This is a genomic window from Psychroserpens citreus (assembly GCF_055686305.1).
Map to the genome: position 1 here is coordinate 1,591,103 of NZ_CM145999.1, position 15,448 is coordinate 1,606,550.

The 15,448-nt window shown below is 33.2% G+C and carries 20 protein-coding genes; 9 read left to right on the forward strand and 11 right to left on the reverse strand.

Features of this window, described 5'->3' with window-relative positions:
* Window positions 1–59 precede the first annotated feature (59 nt).
* Window positions 60–215, forward strand: a complete 156-nt coding sequence (locus ACTU6T_RS07105) for a hypothetical protein (RefSeq protein WP_460220545.1) — start codon at window positions 60–62, stop codon at window positions 213–215.
* Here the strand turns inward: ACTU6T_RS07105 and ACTU6T_RS07110 are convergent.
* A complete protein-coding gene (locus tag ACTU6T_RS07110) occupies window positions 212–1,003 on the reverse strand; it encodes a DnaJ domain-containing protein (protein WP_460220546.1) in 792 nt (263 codons plus the stop codon). The two genes, ACTU6T_RS07105 and ACTU6T_RS07110, sit on opposite strands and share 4 nt — an antisense overlap.
* Window positions 1,004–1,225: 222 nt before the next feature.
* Between ACTU6T_RS07110 and ACTU6T_RS07115 the strand changes: the two genes are divergently transcribed.
* The 4 genes from ACTU6T_RS07115 to ACTU6T_RS07130 all read left to right on the forward strand — a co-directional run bounded on the left by ACTU6T_RS07115 (window position 1,226) and on the right by ACTU6T_RS07130 (window position 3,687).
* Window positions 1,226–1,636 carry a BrxA/BrxB family bacilliredoxin gene (locus tag ACTU6T_RS07115; RefSeq protein WP_204344360.1) on the forward strand — a complete coding sequence of 137 codons (411 nt, stop codon included), beginning with the start codon at window positions 1,226–1,228 and terminating at the stop codon, window positions 1,634–1,636.
* A 103-nt stretch (window positions 1,637–1,739) separates the two neighbouring features.
* Window positions 1,740–2,153, forward strand: coding sequence for a hypothetical protein (locus ACTU6T_RS07120; RefSeq protein ID WP_460220547.1), 414 nt, complete (start codon window positions 1,740–1,742; stop codon window positions 2,151–2,153).
* A gap of 17 nt (window positions 2,154–2,170) precedes the next feature.
* Window positions 2,171–2,914 (forward strand): lysophospholipid acyltransferase family protein, encoded by a 744-nt coding sequence (locus ACTU6T_RS07125; protein WP_460220548.1) that lies wholly within the window; start codon window positions 2,171–2,173, stop codon window positions 2,912–2,914.
* 122 nt (window positions 2,915–3,036) lie between these two features.
* Window positions 3,037–3,687 (forward strand): HD domain-containing protein, encoded by a 651-nt coding sequence (locus ACTU6T_RS07130; protein WP_460220549.1) that lies wholly within the window; start codon window positions 3,037–3,039, stop codon window positions 3,685–3,687.
* A gap of 57 nt (window positions 3,688–3,744) precedes the next feature.
* On the opposite strand, the gene ACTU6T_RS07135 is transcribed toward ACTU6T_RS07130, so the two are convergent.
* The 4 genes from ACTU6T_RS07135 to ACTU6T_RS07150 all read right to left on the reverse strand — a co-directional run bounded on the left by ACTU6T_RS07135 (window position 3,745) and on the right by ACTU6T_RS07150 (window position 6,846).
* A complete protein-coding gene (locus ACTU6T_RS07135) occupies window positions 3,745–4,536 on the reverse strand; it encodes a hypothetical protein (RefSeq protein WP_460220550.1) in 792 nt (263 codons plus the stop codon).
* Between the two features lie 97 nt (window positions 4,537–4,633).
* Complete coding sequence (locus ACTU6T_RS07140; protein ID WP_460220551.1) at window positions 4,634–4,807, reverse strand: hypothetical protein; 174 nt, start codon at window positions 4,805–4,807, stop codon at window positions 4,634–4,636.
* A 12-nt stretch (window positions 4,808–4,819) separates the two neighbouring features.
* The gene (locus ACTU6T_RS07145; RefSeq protein ID WP_460220552.1) at window positions 4,820–5,692 is read right to left on the reverse strand and encodes an AraC family transcriptional regulator; all 873 of its coding nucleotides are present in this window, start codon (window positions 5,690–5,692) and stop codon (window positions 4,820–4,822) included.
* Between the two features lie 182 nt (window positions 5,693–5,874).
* Window positions 5,875–6,846: an NAD-dependent epimerase/dehydratase family protein gene (locus ACTU6T_RS07150; protein ID WP_460220553.1), complete on the reverse strand. Its 972-nt coding sequence runs from the start codon at window positions 6,844–6,846 to the stop codon at window positions 5,875–5,877.
* Between the two features lie 193 nt (window positions 6,847–7,039).
* Here ACTU6T_RS07150 and ACTU6T_RS07155 point away from each other — a divergent pair, with 193 nt between their 5' ends.
* Both ACTU6T_RS07155 and ACTU6T_RS07160 read left to right on the forward strand, forming a co-directional pair.
* A complete protein-coding gene (locus ACTU6T_RS07155; protein ID WP_460220554.1) occupies window positions 7,040–7,522 on the forward strand; it encodes a hypothetical protein in 483 nt (160 codons plus the stop codon).
* A gap of 112 nt (window positions 7,523–7,634) precedes the next feature.
* Complete coding sequence (locus tag ACTU6T_RS07160) at window positions 7,635–9,698, forward strand: M13 family metallopeptidase (RefSeq protein ID WP_460220555.1); 2,064 nt, start codon at window positions 7,635–7,637, stop codon at window positions 9,696–9,698.
* A 72-nt stretch (window positions 9,699–9,770) separates the two neighbouring features.
* Here ACTU6T_RS07160 and ACTU6T_RS07165 read toward each other — a convergent pair whose 3' ends face one another.
* Window positions 9,771–10,463, reverse strand: a complete 693-nt coding sequence (locus ACTU6T_RS07165; protein ID WP_460220556.1) for a hypothetical protein — start codon at window positions 10,461–10,463, stop codon at window positions 9,771–9,773.
* A gap of 69 nt (window positions 10,464–10,532) precedes the next feature.
* Entirely contained in the window at window positions 10,533–11,339 is an 807-nt protein-coding gene (locus ACTU6T_RS07170; RefSeq protein ID WP_460220557.1) for an NAD(P)H-binding protein, read from the reverse strand.
* A 109-nt stretch (window positions 11,340–11,448) separates the two neighbouring features.
* Between ACTU6T_RS07170 and ACTU6T_RS07175 the strand changes: the two genes are divergently transcribed.
* The gene (locus ACTU6T_RS07175; RefSeq protein ID WP_460220558.1) at window positions 11,449–11,913 is read left to right on the forward strand and encodes a CBS domain-containing protein; all 465 of its coding nucleotides are present in this window, start codon (window positions 11,449–11,451) and stop codon (window positions 11,911–11,913) included.
* A gap of 19 nt (window positions 11,914–11,932) precedes the next feature.
* Here ACTU6T_RS07175 and ACTU6T_RS07180 read toward each other — a convergent pair whose 3' ends face one another.
* Both ACTU6T_RS07180 and ACTU6T_RS07185 read right to left on the reverse strand, forming a co-directional pair.
* Window positions 11,933–12,613 (reverse strand): hypothetical protein, encoded by a 681-nt coding sequence (locus ACTU6T_RS07180; protein ID WP_460220559.1) that lies wholly within the window; start codon window positions 12,611–12,613, stop codon window positions 11,933–11,935.
* Between the two features lie 55 nt (window positions 12,614–12,668).
* A complete protein-coding gene (locus ACTU6T_RS07185; RefSeq protein WP_460220560.1) occupies window positions 12,669–13,019 on the reverse strand; it encodes a hypothetical protein in 351 nt (116 codons plus the stop codon).
* A gap of 182 nt (window positions 13,020–13,201) precedes the next feature.
* On the opposite strand from ACTU6T_RS07185, the gene ACTU6T_RS07190 reads away from it, so the two are divergent.
* Window positions 13,202–13,534, forward strand: a complete 333-nt coding sequence (locus tag ACTU6T_RS07190) for a single-stranded DNA-binding protein (RefSeq protein ID WP_460220561.1) — start codon at window positions 13,202–13,204, stop codon at window positions 13,532–13,534.
* A gap of 77 nt (window positions 13,535–13,611) precedes the next feature.
* Here the strand turns inward: ACTU6T_RS07190 and ACTU6T_RS07195 are convergent, their stop codons facing one another.
* Window positions 13,612–14,907 (reverse strand): T9SS type A sorting domain-containing protein, encoded by a 1,296-nt coding sequence (locus ACTU6T_RS07195; protein WP_460220562.1) that lies wholly within the window; start codon window positions 14,905–14,907, stop codon window positions 13,612–13,614.
* A gap of 132 nt (window positions 14,908–15,039) precedes the next feature.
* Window positions 15,040–15,444: a cupredoxin domain-containing protein gene (locus ACTU6T_RS07200; RefSeq protein ID WP_460220563.1), complete on the reverse strand. Its 405-nt coding sequence runs from the start codon at window positions 15,442–15,444 to the stop codon at window positions 15,040–15,042.
* Window positions 15,445–15,448 lie beyond the last annotated feature (4 nt).

Below are 15,448 nucleotides of genomic sequence, written 5' to 3' on the forward strand. Positions count from 1 at the left end.
TATCATCTCAATGAAAGTTTTATCTTTAACTCCGACTATAATGACCTCAATCTCATCGTATGGAACTCTTAGACTATTTAACAGGTAAAGGCGGAATTATGATTCTAGGCCTTATTGTGGTTACCGTATTCATTTACAGAAAATACAAAGAACAACGGTATTTTAAATCGGTTGAAAAACGAATGGAAGAACGTGATATAAAACGTAAAGATTAAAATCCGCGTTCCTTTTGCAATTGTTCATAAGCTTTTTGTACCTGTCTAAATTTTTCTTCAGCACCTTTTTGATGCTCTTTACCTAAATGTACGACCTTATCTGGATGGTATTTTTTTGCCATCTTTCTATAAGCTTTCTTAACTTCTTCATCAGTAGCCTCTTTGGTAATTTCAAGAATTTTATAGGCATTGTCACTACTATTATAGAACATGGCTTTTATACTTCCGTAGTCACGTGTACTAATGCCTAAATATCCAGAAATCATATAGATTTGAGACACTTCATCATCGGTAACCATACCATCTGCTTTAGCAATTCCGAAGAGGAAATGTAGTAATTGTAATCGTGATGAATGGTCCATCATTTCTCTAATTTGCAGACATACTTTTCGTGTAGGGATGCTTTGCTTACTTATGTTTTTGAAAAGTCTAAAGGCATGATTTGCTCTGTCTTTTCCATACATAGATACAAATTGTTGACGCACATAATCTAATTCGTTTTGATCCTGTTTGCCATCGGCCTTAATCACAACAGATGCTAAAATTAATAGACTTACTTCAAAATCACCAGAATGTGTTTGAGGTCGCGTTCGCGTTCTTGTACGTGATCTTGTTCTAGACGATTGCTGTGTACGACGACGTTGTTGTGTGTTTCCTTCACCCAATAAAAAGCCGCTCCCTTCCGAAGCACCATCAATTAAACTACCAATAGCAAGACCAATAATAGCACCTATTGGGCCGCCAAATGACCAACCTAAAGCACCTCCAACCCATTTTGCAAAACTCATGTATGTCTACGATTTAAATGTTTAGTTCAAATATACTATTTGTTAGTAGAATTGGTATAGACTTTGTTACTGAAAAAGAGATAAAAAGAAAATTACAGTCGTTTGCTTTCGTTATAGAAAACTTAAATGGTGCCATTTAAACTGCTTACCGATTCCTGTAAATGAGCTGCTAATTTTGCGTATCTTTGCAGTCTAAATATTAATCTTAAAACATAAAAATATATGTATCCAGCAGAATTAGTAAAACCAATGCGTGAGGATTTAACCAACGTCGGTTTCGAAGAATTACAAACAGCAGAAGCTGTTGAAGCTGCATTAGCAAAAGAAGGTACAACTCTTGTAGTTGTGAATTCGGTTTGTGGTTGTGCAGCAGCAAATGCTCGTCCTGGAGCGAGACAAAGTTTACAAAACGCAAAACGTCCAGATCATATCGTAACAGTGTTTGCTGGTGTTGATAGGGAAGCAGTAGATGCTGCAAGAGCACATATGGTTCCGTTTCCACCAAGTTCTCCAAGTATGGCTTTATTTAAAGATGGTGAATTAGTGCACATGTTAGAGCGTCATCATATTGAAGGTCGTCCAGCAGAATTGATAGCAGAAAACCTTATGGATGCTTATAACGATCACTGTTAGATAAAAAACATAAATTAAATATTTTAAAACCACGAAAAATTCGTGGTTTTTTTGTGAGACGCAACCATTTAACAAATAGTACATCTAAGTTAAAAGTTATCTAATGAAATATACTAAGTTGTTTACCTTTTTCTTTACCCTTTTATTGGTGTCTTGTGACTATTATTTTGGTTATGACTTTGATGTAATTAATACTACTGCTAACGATATTAAGGTTCAAACGTTTTTATTGAATGAGGGTTCATTTATGGAAATAGAAGATGAGTTTGTCATTTTGCCTAATAGAAAAGCTACAGTATTTATAAGAAATGGAGGTAATTGCAGTAAAGATTGTCCCGTAAATCCATTAGAGATAGACAGCTTAAATCAATTAAGAAGAATTGATAGTATTTCTATAACGATTGAAGAAAGTCAGGTTGATTTTAATTACCTAAATGTATTATCAAATTGGACTTTTACTTCTCATCCTCAGGTTGGCGTTTATGAAATTGAAATAATTGAATCTGATTTTGATTAGTTTGTTATTTTTGCGCTATGAGAAAACTTTTAGCTTACCCTTTAACGGTTATATATTTTATTGTTTTTGGAATGACCTTGTTGTTTTTTCATCCCATTCAGTGGTTTTGTTTTAATGTTTTTGGGTATCAAGCACATAAAAAAAGCGTCGATGCACTTCAGTTTTGTTTAATGCGTTGTCTCAATATTTTAGGAACCCGATTTACTTGGAATTCTCAATTTGAGATACCTAAAAATCAACCTTTATTAATTGTGTCTAATCATCAAAGCATGTATGATATTTCACCCATTATGTGGTATATGCGAAAACATCATGTGAAGTTTGTAGCCAAAAAAGAATTAGGGAAAGGAATTCCAAGTGTGTCTTACAATTTACGCTATGGAGGGTCGGTTTTGATTGACCGTAAAAACCCAAAACAAGCCTTGCCAGCTATGATGGAATTTGGACAATACCTTGAACAGAATAAGCGTGCAGGTGTTATTTTTCCTGAAGGCACAAGAAGTAAAGATGGTTCACCTCGTGCATTTAAAAATAGAGGACTTCAAATTTTGATGAAAGAGACTCCTTCAGCATGGATTGTTCCGATAACTATTAACAACTCTTGGAAAATGTTACGCTACGGAAAATTTCCGATGGGAATAGGAAATCATATCAAATTTACAGTACATCAACCTTTGGAAGTTGCAGCTTTTAGTGATAAAGACTCCTTGGTTACAGACATAGAGCAAACTATTATTACAGCTATTGATATAAACCTTTAAATCCTAAGATTTTGGGTTTTAAATCTATTATAACTTTAGAAATGGAATGGAGCGAAGAAAACAGGTACTTATCTAACATTTTTTTTGCATTCTAAAAGTAATCACATTTAAACAAATTTCGTATGTCGAAAGATATTATCCATAATACCAAAGTTTTCGTTAAAACCACATTAGAAAACGCTGAAGGTGGTCACGATTGGTTTCATACTTTAAGAGTCTACAACAACGCATTGCTAATTTCAAAACATGAAGATGTAGATGAGCTAATAGTAGCACTTGGAGCACTATTACATGACATTGCCGATAGTAAATTTAACGATGGAGATGAGACCGTAGGACCACAAAAAGCTAGAGCATTCTTATTTGGAATTAATGTCGATTCTACGGTTATAGAGCATGTGGTTAAGATTATAGAAAATATTTCGTTCAAAGGTGGTAATGAAGCACAAAAGTTTCGATCTAAAGAATTAGATGTTATTCAGGATGCAGATCGTTTGGATGCGCTTGGTGCAATTGGTATTGCCAGAACGTTTAATTATGGTGGCTTTAAAAATCATAAATTATTTGATCCCTCTATCAAGCCAAACTTAAACATGACCAAAGAGGAATACAAAGCCTCTACAGCACCAACAATCAATCATTTTTATGAGAAGCTGTTATTGCTTAAAGATAGAATGAATACAAGAACAGGGCGTAGAATAGCTGAAAAACGCCATAAGTTTATGGAAGACTTTTTAGATCAGTTTTATCAAGAGTGGGATGGAGAAAAATAAAAGGTTCATTAGTGATTAACGAACCTTTTATTTAAGAAGTTTAAATTTACAGGAAGTCTAGTTATTTGCCATATATGTATATGTTATTGAATAGATATTTACTTCATCTTCTTCTTCTCCTTCTTCCTCACCAACATCATAATTTGTAACGGTAATAGTTCCAGAAGTTGGATAATCATCAGAGTTATATACAAAATCAGCGACAACATCAGCTATAATAGTACCGTCAAGTTCTTTATAGATAATTTTTTTGATATTTTTTGAAGGGAATAATAGTCTAGCTTGAACGATTTCAGGAGCACTAGGGTTAGCGCTAAAATTTAATTCAACATTATCCATAATTTCAATTCCACCAGCAGCTTGAATAGTATAGAAATATGGATTAGGTTTATTATCGTATTGAATTTCAGCTCTGTATTCAACAGTTACATCCATATTGGTATCCCAATCATATTCAGTTTCAAAAAACCTTAAGTCAACAGGATTATTATCAGTATTATAATTGATCACTTCACCAGTTTCAAAAGCATCATAAGGAGATTCATAAAGTTCTTCTATTGCAAAATTTTCACCATCACTAGCAATATTTGCTAAGTCATCATTTTCATAGGCTAAGATGGCACTATCTTCTCCATCTGTTATACTTGTCACACGATTGTCTCCATCGTAATTAATTGTAAGTGTTGAGTTTTCACTTGCATCTTGAGCAGATACTACTGAAATGCTAGTAATTAAACGTGCTACAGCATCTGGATTACCATCCATAAAATCATCAGTGGTTGAGTCATCTCCACAAGAACTCATTAAGATTGCAATTAATGAGAAAATAGAAAATAGTTTAAGTTTCATAAAATTTGAGTTTGAATGTTAAAATTAAGTTGTGAAAATACTATAATGTTTTGATTTTGTAAGAAAAAAGCGAAGTGTTTTTCGTCTTCTAAAACGTTTAATTTTCTTTTGCAATCTCTAAAGCAGTAATTTTATAGATAAGTATAGACATCTCTTCACCGTAATGAATAATATCATCGGCAGTTAAATTATTGTTCGAATTAATGATGTTTAGTATCTGTTCTTCTTTTTTATGATAGTATTCTAATGTTGTTTCTATTTTATTATTCATTTTTAATATATTTTATTTAACCATTAATTTAAGTTCTCCTCTATATTTTGAGGCACTTTTACCTGTGAACTCTTTAAAGAGCTTGTTGAAATGTGAAAAATTATTGAACCCGCATTCAAAAGCTATATTTGTAATACTCATTTGACTTTCTGATAATAGTTTGGTAGCATGAACAATTCGATATTCATTAACTATTTTGGTAAATGTCTTCCCTGTAGCTTTTTTGAAGTACCTACAAAAAGCGGGTACTGTCATACTTACTTTTTCTGCAATTTCATTTAAGGAGATACGATCTTGAAAATTAGAATTAATGTGTTGGTATATAATATCGATTTTTGCACTATCCTGTAGTTCGGTTTCAAAAACAAATCCGTCTGCATTTAAAATTTCATAATCTTTAGCTTCTGCAAGCCTGTATAGTATTTTTAAGAGAAGTATAATGCGTTCAAACCCTTCAACTTCATTTAATTTCTGTATTTTTTTTCCAACACGTTGTTTGGTTTCGGGTTTGAAAAGAATTCCGTTTTTGGCACGTTCAAAAAGGGCATTAATTTTTGCCATTTCTGGAATATCAAAAAAAGATATTCCTAAAAAATCGGGCTTAAATTGTACTAAAACTTCAGAGCCATATTGTGTGAGTCGATCAGTAAATCCGTTATGTGGTAAGTTGGATCCTAGTAAAATTAATTGACTATTATTAAAATATGATAAATGGTTGCCAATATGGCGTTTCCCTTTGCCTTTATTAACGTAAACTAATTCTATTTCAGGATGAAAATGCCAATATGGGTAACTGTCATTAGTTTTGGAAGTGCTTTTTTTTACAAAAACAGAACTTCCAAAATTTGGATTTATCTTTTCTAAGATAGGTTTTCTTCGTTTCATACCATTTGTCACACACAAATTTAGAACATTTGATTTTTATATTCTATTCAGAATTACCGTATAAATAGCTTATATTAACCTTAAATGTATTTTTGAAATCAATTAAGGTTAATATAACATAGTTTTGTGTTAAGATTGTTACTTAAGGAAGTTATAAGCAAATAAAAATTAAGAATTAAATTTTAGATTTGGGAAATTGAATTTGAATCTTGGTATTTGTTTCGTAACTGAGCAATCATTTCGGAAGTCATTTTTTCTAAATCAAATTCATGACTCCAATTCCAATCTTCTCTTGCTGAAGTGTCATCTATGGATTTAGGCCAACTATCTGCAATAGTTTGTCTAAAATCTGGGTTGTATGATATCTCAAAATCTGGAATATGCTGTTTTATCGCTTTATAAATTTCAGAAGGAGTGAAGCTTATGGCTGCTAAGTTATAAGAGGATCTAATTTTAATGTCTTCGGAATTGGCTTGCATGATATTGATAGTCGCATTAATAGCATCATCCATAAACATCATTGGAAGTTTAGTGTTTTCTGATAAAAAACAATCATAGTGCTCTTCTAGAATTGCTTTATGGTAGATTTCTACCGCGTAATCTGTTGTACCGCCTCCTGGCATTGTTTTCCAGCTTATGATTCCCGGATATCGAATACTCCGAACATCGACATTATATTTCTTATGATAGTACTCACACCAACGTTCGCCAACTTGTTTTGTGATACCGTAAACCGTTGTAGGCTCCATTATTGTATGTTGCGGTGTGTCTGTTGCTGGAGTTGTTGGGCCAAAAACAGCAATACTCGATGGCCAAAATATATGCTTAATAAACCCATCTTTAGCTAGATTAAGTACATGGAAAAGGGAGTTCATGTTTAAATCCCAAGCTTTCATTGGATATTTTTCTCCAGTAGCACTTAACATAGCTGCCATTAAATAAATAGTATCAATATTATGCTTTTCTACACATGTTCGGATAGAATTATAGTTTTGGGCATCTACGATTTCAAAAATCCCAGAATTGACTACATCTAAATTGTTGAAGTTGATATCTGTTGCTACCACATTATTGGAACCGTGAATGTCTTTTAGTTTAAAAGTAAGCTCTGACCCAATTTGTCCTCCAGCACCAATAATTAAAACTTTAGCCATATATGTGCAATTAATCGTTGTTCAAAAATAACAAGAATATAGAGGACAAAAAACATAAAAGTATAAAAATAACTAGGTATTAATTTTTGTTAATTGTCTATCAAATTTATTGGCATTGTCTATATTTACCACAAATTATTCTTAATATATTATGCGCCTTATTCCTATTTTCTGCCTGTGCTTTTGTCTGTTATTGACAAACTGTAAAGGGGATAAAGTTTCTGAAGTTGTTAAAGAAACTCAAGAGCAAATAGATGCAAGAACCATCTATCAAAGTGATATCGAAGCATTGAAGTATACCGAGTTTGAGTTAAGTTCTGATGGTCAAAACGCGGTATCAGATTGGCAAAATTTTCAAGAATTAAGCACTCAAATAGCGCTTTTAAAAAAAGCAGATCTCAATTTCTTTATAGGAGATCGTTTGTTACTAAAAACATTTTTAACCGAGCTTAGACAGCTAATGCCTGAGCAACTCAAAACCAACGAGATATTAGCTAGAATTACAGCGCTTGATACAAAAACACAAAGATTACATAGTTTATTAACGATTAATAATGTGTCAAAAGAAGAGAAGTTGCAAGCAATCAAAGAGTTTCTAATTACTGTATCTCACCTAAATTTGCAAATCAATAAAAAGTTTGAATTTGAAAAAAACAATGTTTTAAAACCAGAATAAAGGTTTTGGACTTATGTTAAATATCTTAATGTTTTGTTAATATGTAACAAAATCTTTGTTCAAGCTTCTAACTAATAACTAATTTTAAATCAAATTAATTTTAATAAACACTATGAAAACCAATATCAAGAGTATTTTGGTGGTTTCTTTATTGGTGGTTTTTGCATTTATAGGATGTAAAGAAGAGCCCAAAGAAGAGATTGCTGCAGTTGAGAAAATTCCAGGAATTAACCTTGAATTAATGGACACAGAAGTAAGTCCTAAAGATGATTTTTACAATTTCGTAAATGGAAATTGGGTAAAAACAACAACAATTCCTGATGAAGAAACACGATGGGGAGGGTTTGGAGTATTACGTAAATCTACAAGAAATGATGTATTAGAGATTTTGAAAACCTCTAAAGAATTAGGGAATTATGAAGAAGGTACAGACCAGAAAAAAGCCCTTTTAATTTTTGATTCTGAATTAGATACTATTGCTCGTAATGAAGCAGGTATCGAGCCCTTAAGACCTATTTTAGAAAAAATAGACGGGATAAAAAACCTAGAAGATTTGCAAACGCAATATGCTAAAGTTATCGGTCTTGCTGCGCCTTTTGCTGGTATTGGCGCTGGTCCAGATTTAAATGACAGTAGTATGAATACCGCTTGGGTTGGAGCTGGTGGAACAGGTTTACAACGAGAATATTATTTAGATCAAGATGATCGTTCAAAAGATATAAGAAAAAAATACAAGGCGCATGTTTCTAGAATGCTTCAGTTTATTGAGTATAGTAAAGCAGATGCTGATGCTGCCGCAGACCGTATTGTGGAAATGGAAACGGAATTAGTAGAACCGAGATTAGATAAAGTTTCAGCTAGAGATGCTAGAAATTATAATAACCCTAGATCAATTTCTCAATTGCAAGAACTATGTCCAGCTATAGATTGGAAGAAGATGATTGCAGATATGGGCATTAAAAAGAAGTTTGATACTGTACTTGTTGGGCAGCCAAAGTATATGTCTGCACTTAGTGATTTCTTAAAGAACACTTCAATAGAGGACTTAAAAACTTTAATGGATTGGAGTACAATTAATAATGCAGCAGGCTGGTTAACTACTGATATAGAAAAAGCAAATTGGGATTTTTATGCTAAAGAGCTTAGTGGAGCAAAAAAGCAACGTCCAGCTGAAGAACGTGCATTAGGTACTGTTACGGGAACCGTAGGTGAAGCTATTGGTCAATTATATGTAGAAGCAAAATTCCCGCCTGAAGCTAAGGAAAAAGCTGAAAAAATGATTGCTAATGTGATTACAGCCTTTCAGCATAGAATTCAGAAGTTAGATTGGATGACAGATGAAACTAAAGCAAAAGCTATTGAAAAACTCGATAAATTTACAGTTAAGATTGCCTATCCAGATGAGTGGAAAGATTATTCAGATCTTATGGTTAAAGAAGGAAATAGCTATGCCGAAAATATGTTGGCTGTTGGGCATTGGGCAAATGAAGATAATTTAGCCGATATTAATGAGCCTATCGATAAAAAAGAATGGGGAATGCCACCACAAATGGTAAACGCTTATTTTAACCCAATTAATAATGAAATTGTATTTCCAGCAGCAATTTTACAGCCACCTTTTTACAATTACACAGCTGATGATGCTGTAAATTATGGTGGTATTGGTGCAGTTATTGGTCACGAAATTTCTCATGCTTTTGATGATTCTGGGTCACGTTTTGATGCCGATGGAAATTTAAAAAATTGGTGGACAGAACAAGATCTTGAAGAGTTTACAAAACGAGGTAATGCTTTAGCTGAACAATACAGTGCAATCGAAGTTTTAGATAGTTTACATATCAACGGTAAATTTACATTAGGAGAAAACATTGGAGATTTAGGTGGTGTACTTGGTGCATACGATGGTTTACAATTGTTATTTAAAGAACAAGGACGACCTGATGATATTGATGGGTATACAGCAGAGCAACGTTTCTTTATGTCATGGGCTACTGTATGGAGAACATTAACTAGAGAAGATGCTTTAAGAAGGTTAGTGAAAACCGATACACATTCACCTGGAAAAGTAAGAGCAACTCAACCTTTAAAAAATATTGATGCATTTTATGAAGCATTTGATATTAAAGAAGGAGATGGGATGTGGTTAGCTCCTGAAGATCGTGTTAGAATTTGGTAGATATACCATGATAACTATATAAAAAAAGCACCCAATTTTGGGTGCTTTTTTTATATATAAAAGTATAACAAATTAGTCTTTCTTTTCTGTTTTTCGAGCAACAAGAGCATCTTTGCTAAGTTGCGCTAAGTTAAAATTAGCATCCATAGCTAGAGCCTCATCTAATAAACCAATAGCTGTGTCTAAATTATCGGTTTGATTCATATTGAATAATATTAATGCCTTTAGGTAAGTTAAAGCACCTTTCATTGATACTTCATATGGACGTTGCGATTCGTAATAGGCACGTTTCATGTCCTCTTTTACATTGGCTAACCCAAAGTCAACTTTAGCTTTAGCACCTGCTAAATCTTGAGTTTGAATTTTGAGGTCAGCAATTTCATAAGCGAGATACGAATTAGAATTTCTTTTAAATAACTCTTCGTAGAATACTAAAGCACGTTGCGGTTGATTTACACCTTTTAAAGCAATGGCTTTAACCTCAGTGTTTAAATCAGAGTCTGTTGTGCTTTGATCAATTCCAATCGTGTTAAGCGCTTCTAGATTTCTGCCTTCAGAGACATAAATATAAGCTAAAGTATCTAAGCGTTTTTGATTAGATTCTATGACATTAAGATGTGTCATGGCATTGATAACACCTTGTACATCACCTTGGCTTTTCATTTGTTTATAGTAGCCTTCGAAGTGTTTTAAAAGTTCAGATTTTGTTTGTGCAGAAACATTACATGTAATGATAACTGCTAAAAGAAGTATAAGTTTTTTCATGGTATTCATAATTAATTGCGCCAAAACTAAAAAAATATCTGGCATAAATTCTTAAAAGTCTGCTAATTATTAGAGTTTGACTTGGAATTCATAATCCAAAAGTTGTACCAACTTAGTTGAATCAATAAATTTTCCTTTGCTTATAGATGAGGTATTGTAGTGCGGAATAGGAATTTTAAGCACTTGGCATGTTGATGTATAATACTCTCTTTTTGAGATATTGGAAGGTATCGATGCATTAAAAGTTTCGTTCCAGATATCTTGTTTAAGTAACTTTTCAATAATACTTATGCAGTCGTTTCTGTGAATTAAATTTACAGGAGCATTACCGTTTTTAAGTTGGGTTCTTCCAGAAAGCGTAATGGCTGGGTGTCTATCTTTAGCAAAGAGTCCACTAAAACGTAAGATAGTTGTTTTAAAAGATGTATTCTTTCGAAATAAGTTTTCTACGGTTAATAATTTCAGTGCAGTTACTGAGGTTGATTTTGGAGATTCTTCTGTAACCCTTGAAAATGACACATCATCGTCATACACTGAAGTAGACCCAATAAATAGTACCTTTTGTATAGTAGAGGTCTCAATTGATGTAATAAGATGTTTCATTTGCTTGACGTAATCATATTCAGGGTTTCTACGTAATCCAGGAGGAGTATTGAGAATAAGAATATCGCATCCCGAAAGACAAGCGTTGATATCACCTTCAATGCCAAATGGTGATAGCTTTATAATAAACGGTTTGATATTAGCCAGTTCTAGCTGCTCAGATTTTTCTTTTGAAGTTGTAGAACCATGAACTTGAATACCATGTTCAACTAGTTTTTTTGCTAATGGAAACCCTAACCATCCACAACCGATCACACAAATTTTTGAATTCAATTCTATAGTTTTTTTGTATTCTGAAATGTACAAATTTATGAGCGTATTGATGCATTGGTATAATTCACTTATTTTCAGTAACTTTAAGTTCACACAAAATATATAGGTTATGGGCATTAAAAGTTTTCAAGGTGCAAGAAAGCAACAAAATACGACCACGACGTCTGCAATAACGGTTAGTGATTTTATGACTCGAGACTTAATCACATTTAAACCAGAACAAACCGTAGAAGAAGTTATTCAAACGTTAATAAAAAATAAAATTTCGGGAGGTCCAGTAGTTAACAATAACAATGAGTTAGTTGGTATAATTTCCGAAGGCGATTGTCTCAAACAAATTAGTGAAAGCAGGTATTATAATATGCCAATGGAGCAACATACTGTTGAAAATCGAATGGCCAAGAATGTCGAAACTATAGATGGTAATATGAATGTATTTGATGCTGCTAATAAGTTTTTAGAAACTAAAATTCGTCGTTTTCCAATTGTTGAAAATGGGAAGTTAGTTGGACAGATTAGCCAAAAGGATATTCTTAAAGCTGCAATTGAACTCAAAGGGCAGAATTGGAAATAGGGTTTTATAATGTTTTGCGTTAACGATTTGGTAATACCTCAGTTAAATCTGTGATTATTAACTTTTGCTTGCCTTCGCTTTCTAGAGCAGCAATTTTTGAGTAGGGGTATTCAGGTAATGGTTCGCTTAAAGATTTCCATTTTGCAATACCAGCAACTGTTACGTGTTCACCTATTGCAATGATTCCCTCTTTACATCTCAATCGTTTATTAAAACCGAAAAAATTCTCAGAATTGATATGATAGCGGTTTAATAAGGATTTAAATTCTGGTGTTGGATCATCAAAGGTTCCAGACGTTTGTGTTTTATCTTTAACTAAATGGCAAATATAATTCCGAGGATGATCTTGTGGTTTTATAATAACGAAATCACCATTAGTATCTACAAAAAAGTCTTGAAAACGTTCTTCTTTAATTAAGGTTTTCCAATGAGAACTTTTACCATTACTTACTTTTTGCTGAATGATGATTTGATAAAAGACACAATGACGACCTGAATAAGGTGCTTTAAGAGGTTCTTTAACATGAAGGGCTTTACCAGTAACTTTTGAAAGTTCATTCGTCTTTAAGCTTGATGCTGGTTTATGCGGAATTTTAGAAAGTGTTCTTATAATTACATTTTTTCCACTAAAATATATAGCAAGAAAAATGATGAGTCCAATGACACATGCAGCTATAATAAAAATGATTGCAGGATTCATTTGTGAGGGTTTGGTTGTATATGATAAGTAGAGAATTTGAATAAAACGTTACAACTTAACTGTCTCGTTTCACTAAAGCATAATACTCTCCTTCTAGTGGTAAATAACCTTGGTCATACACAAAATAGTAAATTGCCCCAGCTTTTGTGGTGTATATGCTAGTGAAGTAATTGAAGTCGAAGCCTTTTTCTATTAAACGTGCTCTAGAAATCTTTTTCTTTTGATCTGGGTTAAGCTCTTCTAGGATACGATAATTTTTACGCAGTCGATTATTGGTGTTTCTAATGAGATTTTTACTATCCTTATTTATCGCATTGTTATAAGAATTTCGACAAGCGTCACTACAGAATTTCTTATCAATTCTACCCACTATTTTTTCGCCACATTCAGGACATTGTTTTTGCATGCCCTAAATATACGGTTTTTCCGTTTACAAACGACTACAAACATTTACAAACGATTTTAAATAATTAACTACCGACTAATACTTGTAGGTCGTCTCATATTTGCAGTGTTGAATCAAGGAAGGTTCAATAGTATTAACTGTTTAACACGTTTGCCAACGACGGCAGGCATAAATTTAAAATTATGAACACACTTAGAAACAAAGTACAGTTGATTGGAAGATTAGGACAAGATCCAGAAATTATCAACTTTGAAGATGGAAACAAAATGGCAAAATTCTCTTTAGCTACAGACGATAGCTATAAAGATAAAGACGGGAACAAGGTTGAACGTGCGTATTGGCATAATATCGTAGTACGTGGTGGACTTGTAAAAGTCGTAGAGGAGTATATTACTAAAGGCAAAGAAATTGCTGTTGAAGGCAAACTAACCAATCGCTCATGGGATGATAAGGATGGTACGAAGCGTTACACGACAGAGATTATTTGTAATGAACTATTGATGTTGGGGAAATAAACACCGATTATTAATTTAAATTAAAAAGCCCGTAATTTGATGTTACGGGCTTTTTTATGTCTTAAGTTTTAAACTTATTATTGTTTAACAACCTTTTTTGTTACAGATAAACCAGTTGTGATATCTTCAATTTGCATAAAGTAAATAGATGTTGTTAACTCAGAAAGATTAACATCAATAACATTATTGTTACTCATTGTTTCTCTTTTGAAAACAACTCGACCGTTTATGTCAAATACTGAAATATTAAAATCACTATCATTATAAGTTCCAGGAAGTGTTATTCTAACATTTCCTTTAAACGGATTTGGTGATACTTCTAAACCTTCTAATTCTAATTCATTAACACTAAGTGCATCACAAACGGTCCAACCCATATCTGTGAAAAGACCACGTGTAATTGGGCCAGTATTATGGTTGGCTTGACCATTTGCAATTGATGGTGTCATCAAAGAATTTTCATTTGCATTTGGAAATGTAAAATCATCCCAATGGTAATAACTTGAACCTGGTTGAAAGGCTCCAGGGGCATACTTTTCTGGTGCAATACCACCATTTGCCGCTACAGCTAAAGGGCTTACACTAAATAAATCGCCACCTTCGTAAGCATTTTTAAGAGCAAAAGACGGATCGCTAAAATCTAGAATTGATATGCCTGCTCCATTTTCAACAAAATTATCAAATGCAGTTACTAAACCAGTAGAAATCCGAAGTTCTCCAGATGTTCCAGGACCATCAAGCCTTGCAAACCCTGCAAACCCTAAGCCATGACCAAGTTCATGTAGTACAACAGATACAAAATCAAATTGCGTAAATGCTGGATTAGCATCTGTACCAAAATACCAATTTGTATCACTACTAAAGCTACAGTTGATATCAATAGAATTTGCTCCTATTTCTGAATTTGTTAGTTTTTCAGCAAGTGCACGTGCATAAATTGTATTAGGAGGAAGTCCACCTCCTGTTAATTCAAAATAGCCATTAGGTGCAGCGCCTCCTAAAACCCCAGCTCCTAGGGGTTCAAAAGTTGCATTTACTCTAATAGGTATTGTAGACTCTAAAGTATTTGCCCAAATATCTACAGCATATTGAAATGCGGTTTGAGCTGGCCCTGTAAACCCGTTATAAGTAACAATAAATTCAGAGCAGAAAGACCCTCTTGATTGTGTAGATACTGTTACAGCACTTGGAATTGAAACAGGCTCAGCATTAGGATCAAAAACTTCTGGGAATTCACAAACAAATCCATTTACGGGTATTTCTTCTCCAACCACTTGTGGTTGAGCAAATGAAACCGTTGAGAACATAATAGCAACAATTAAACTAAGTACATATTGCTTATGTGTTGCGTTAAAAGTAGTTTTGTTTTTCATTAATTTTTCTTTTTTACGATTTTAAGCTTTAAAGTTACAAAAATATGTCACTCAGCATCATAAGAGTGCAGTAAAAAATTAAAAAAGCGCCCAATATTGGACGCTCTTTTACTATTAATCTTAAAATCTAACTTACTTTACGGTTAAAGTATATTGAGGAGTTGGGTTCATAGGGCAAAAATAAACGTATTCGCCTTTCTCTAAAACAGTTACCTTAGAGATCTCTTTAGAGTTGTTATCTACAACCTTTGTAACATAGGCTGTTTGTATATGATTTTCAGGTTTTGAAGCATCTTTACCCTTAGGTACTAAGACAAATCCTACTTGATGACCTACATTGTTGTTTGAAATCTCAAAAACATAAGATCCTTCTTTCAACGTGAGTTCTTGTTGTGTAAACTCACCTTTTGTTTGTTCTAATGAAACTGTTTTTACAGCAGTTGAAGCCATCTTATCAGTTTTCATCATCTTATCTTGAGCATTTGTAGTTAATGTAAATGCTAAAACCATTACGAGTGTTGAAATTATTGTTTTCATTTTA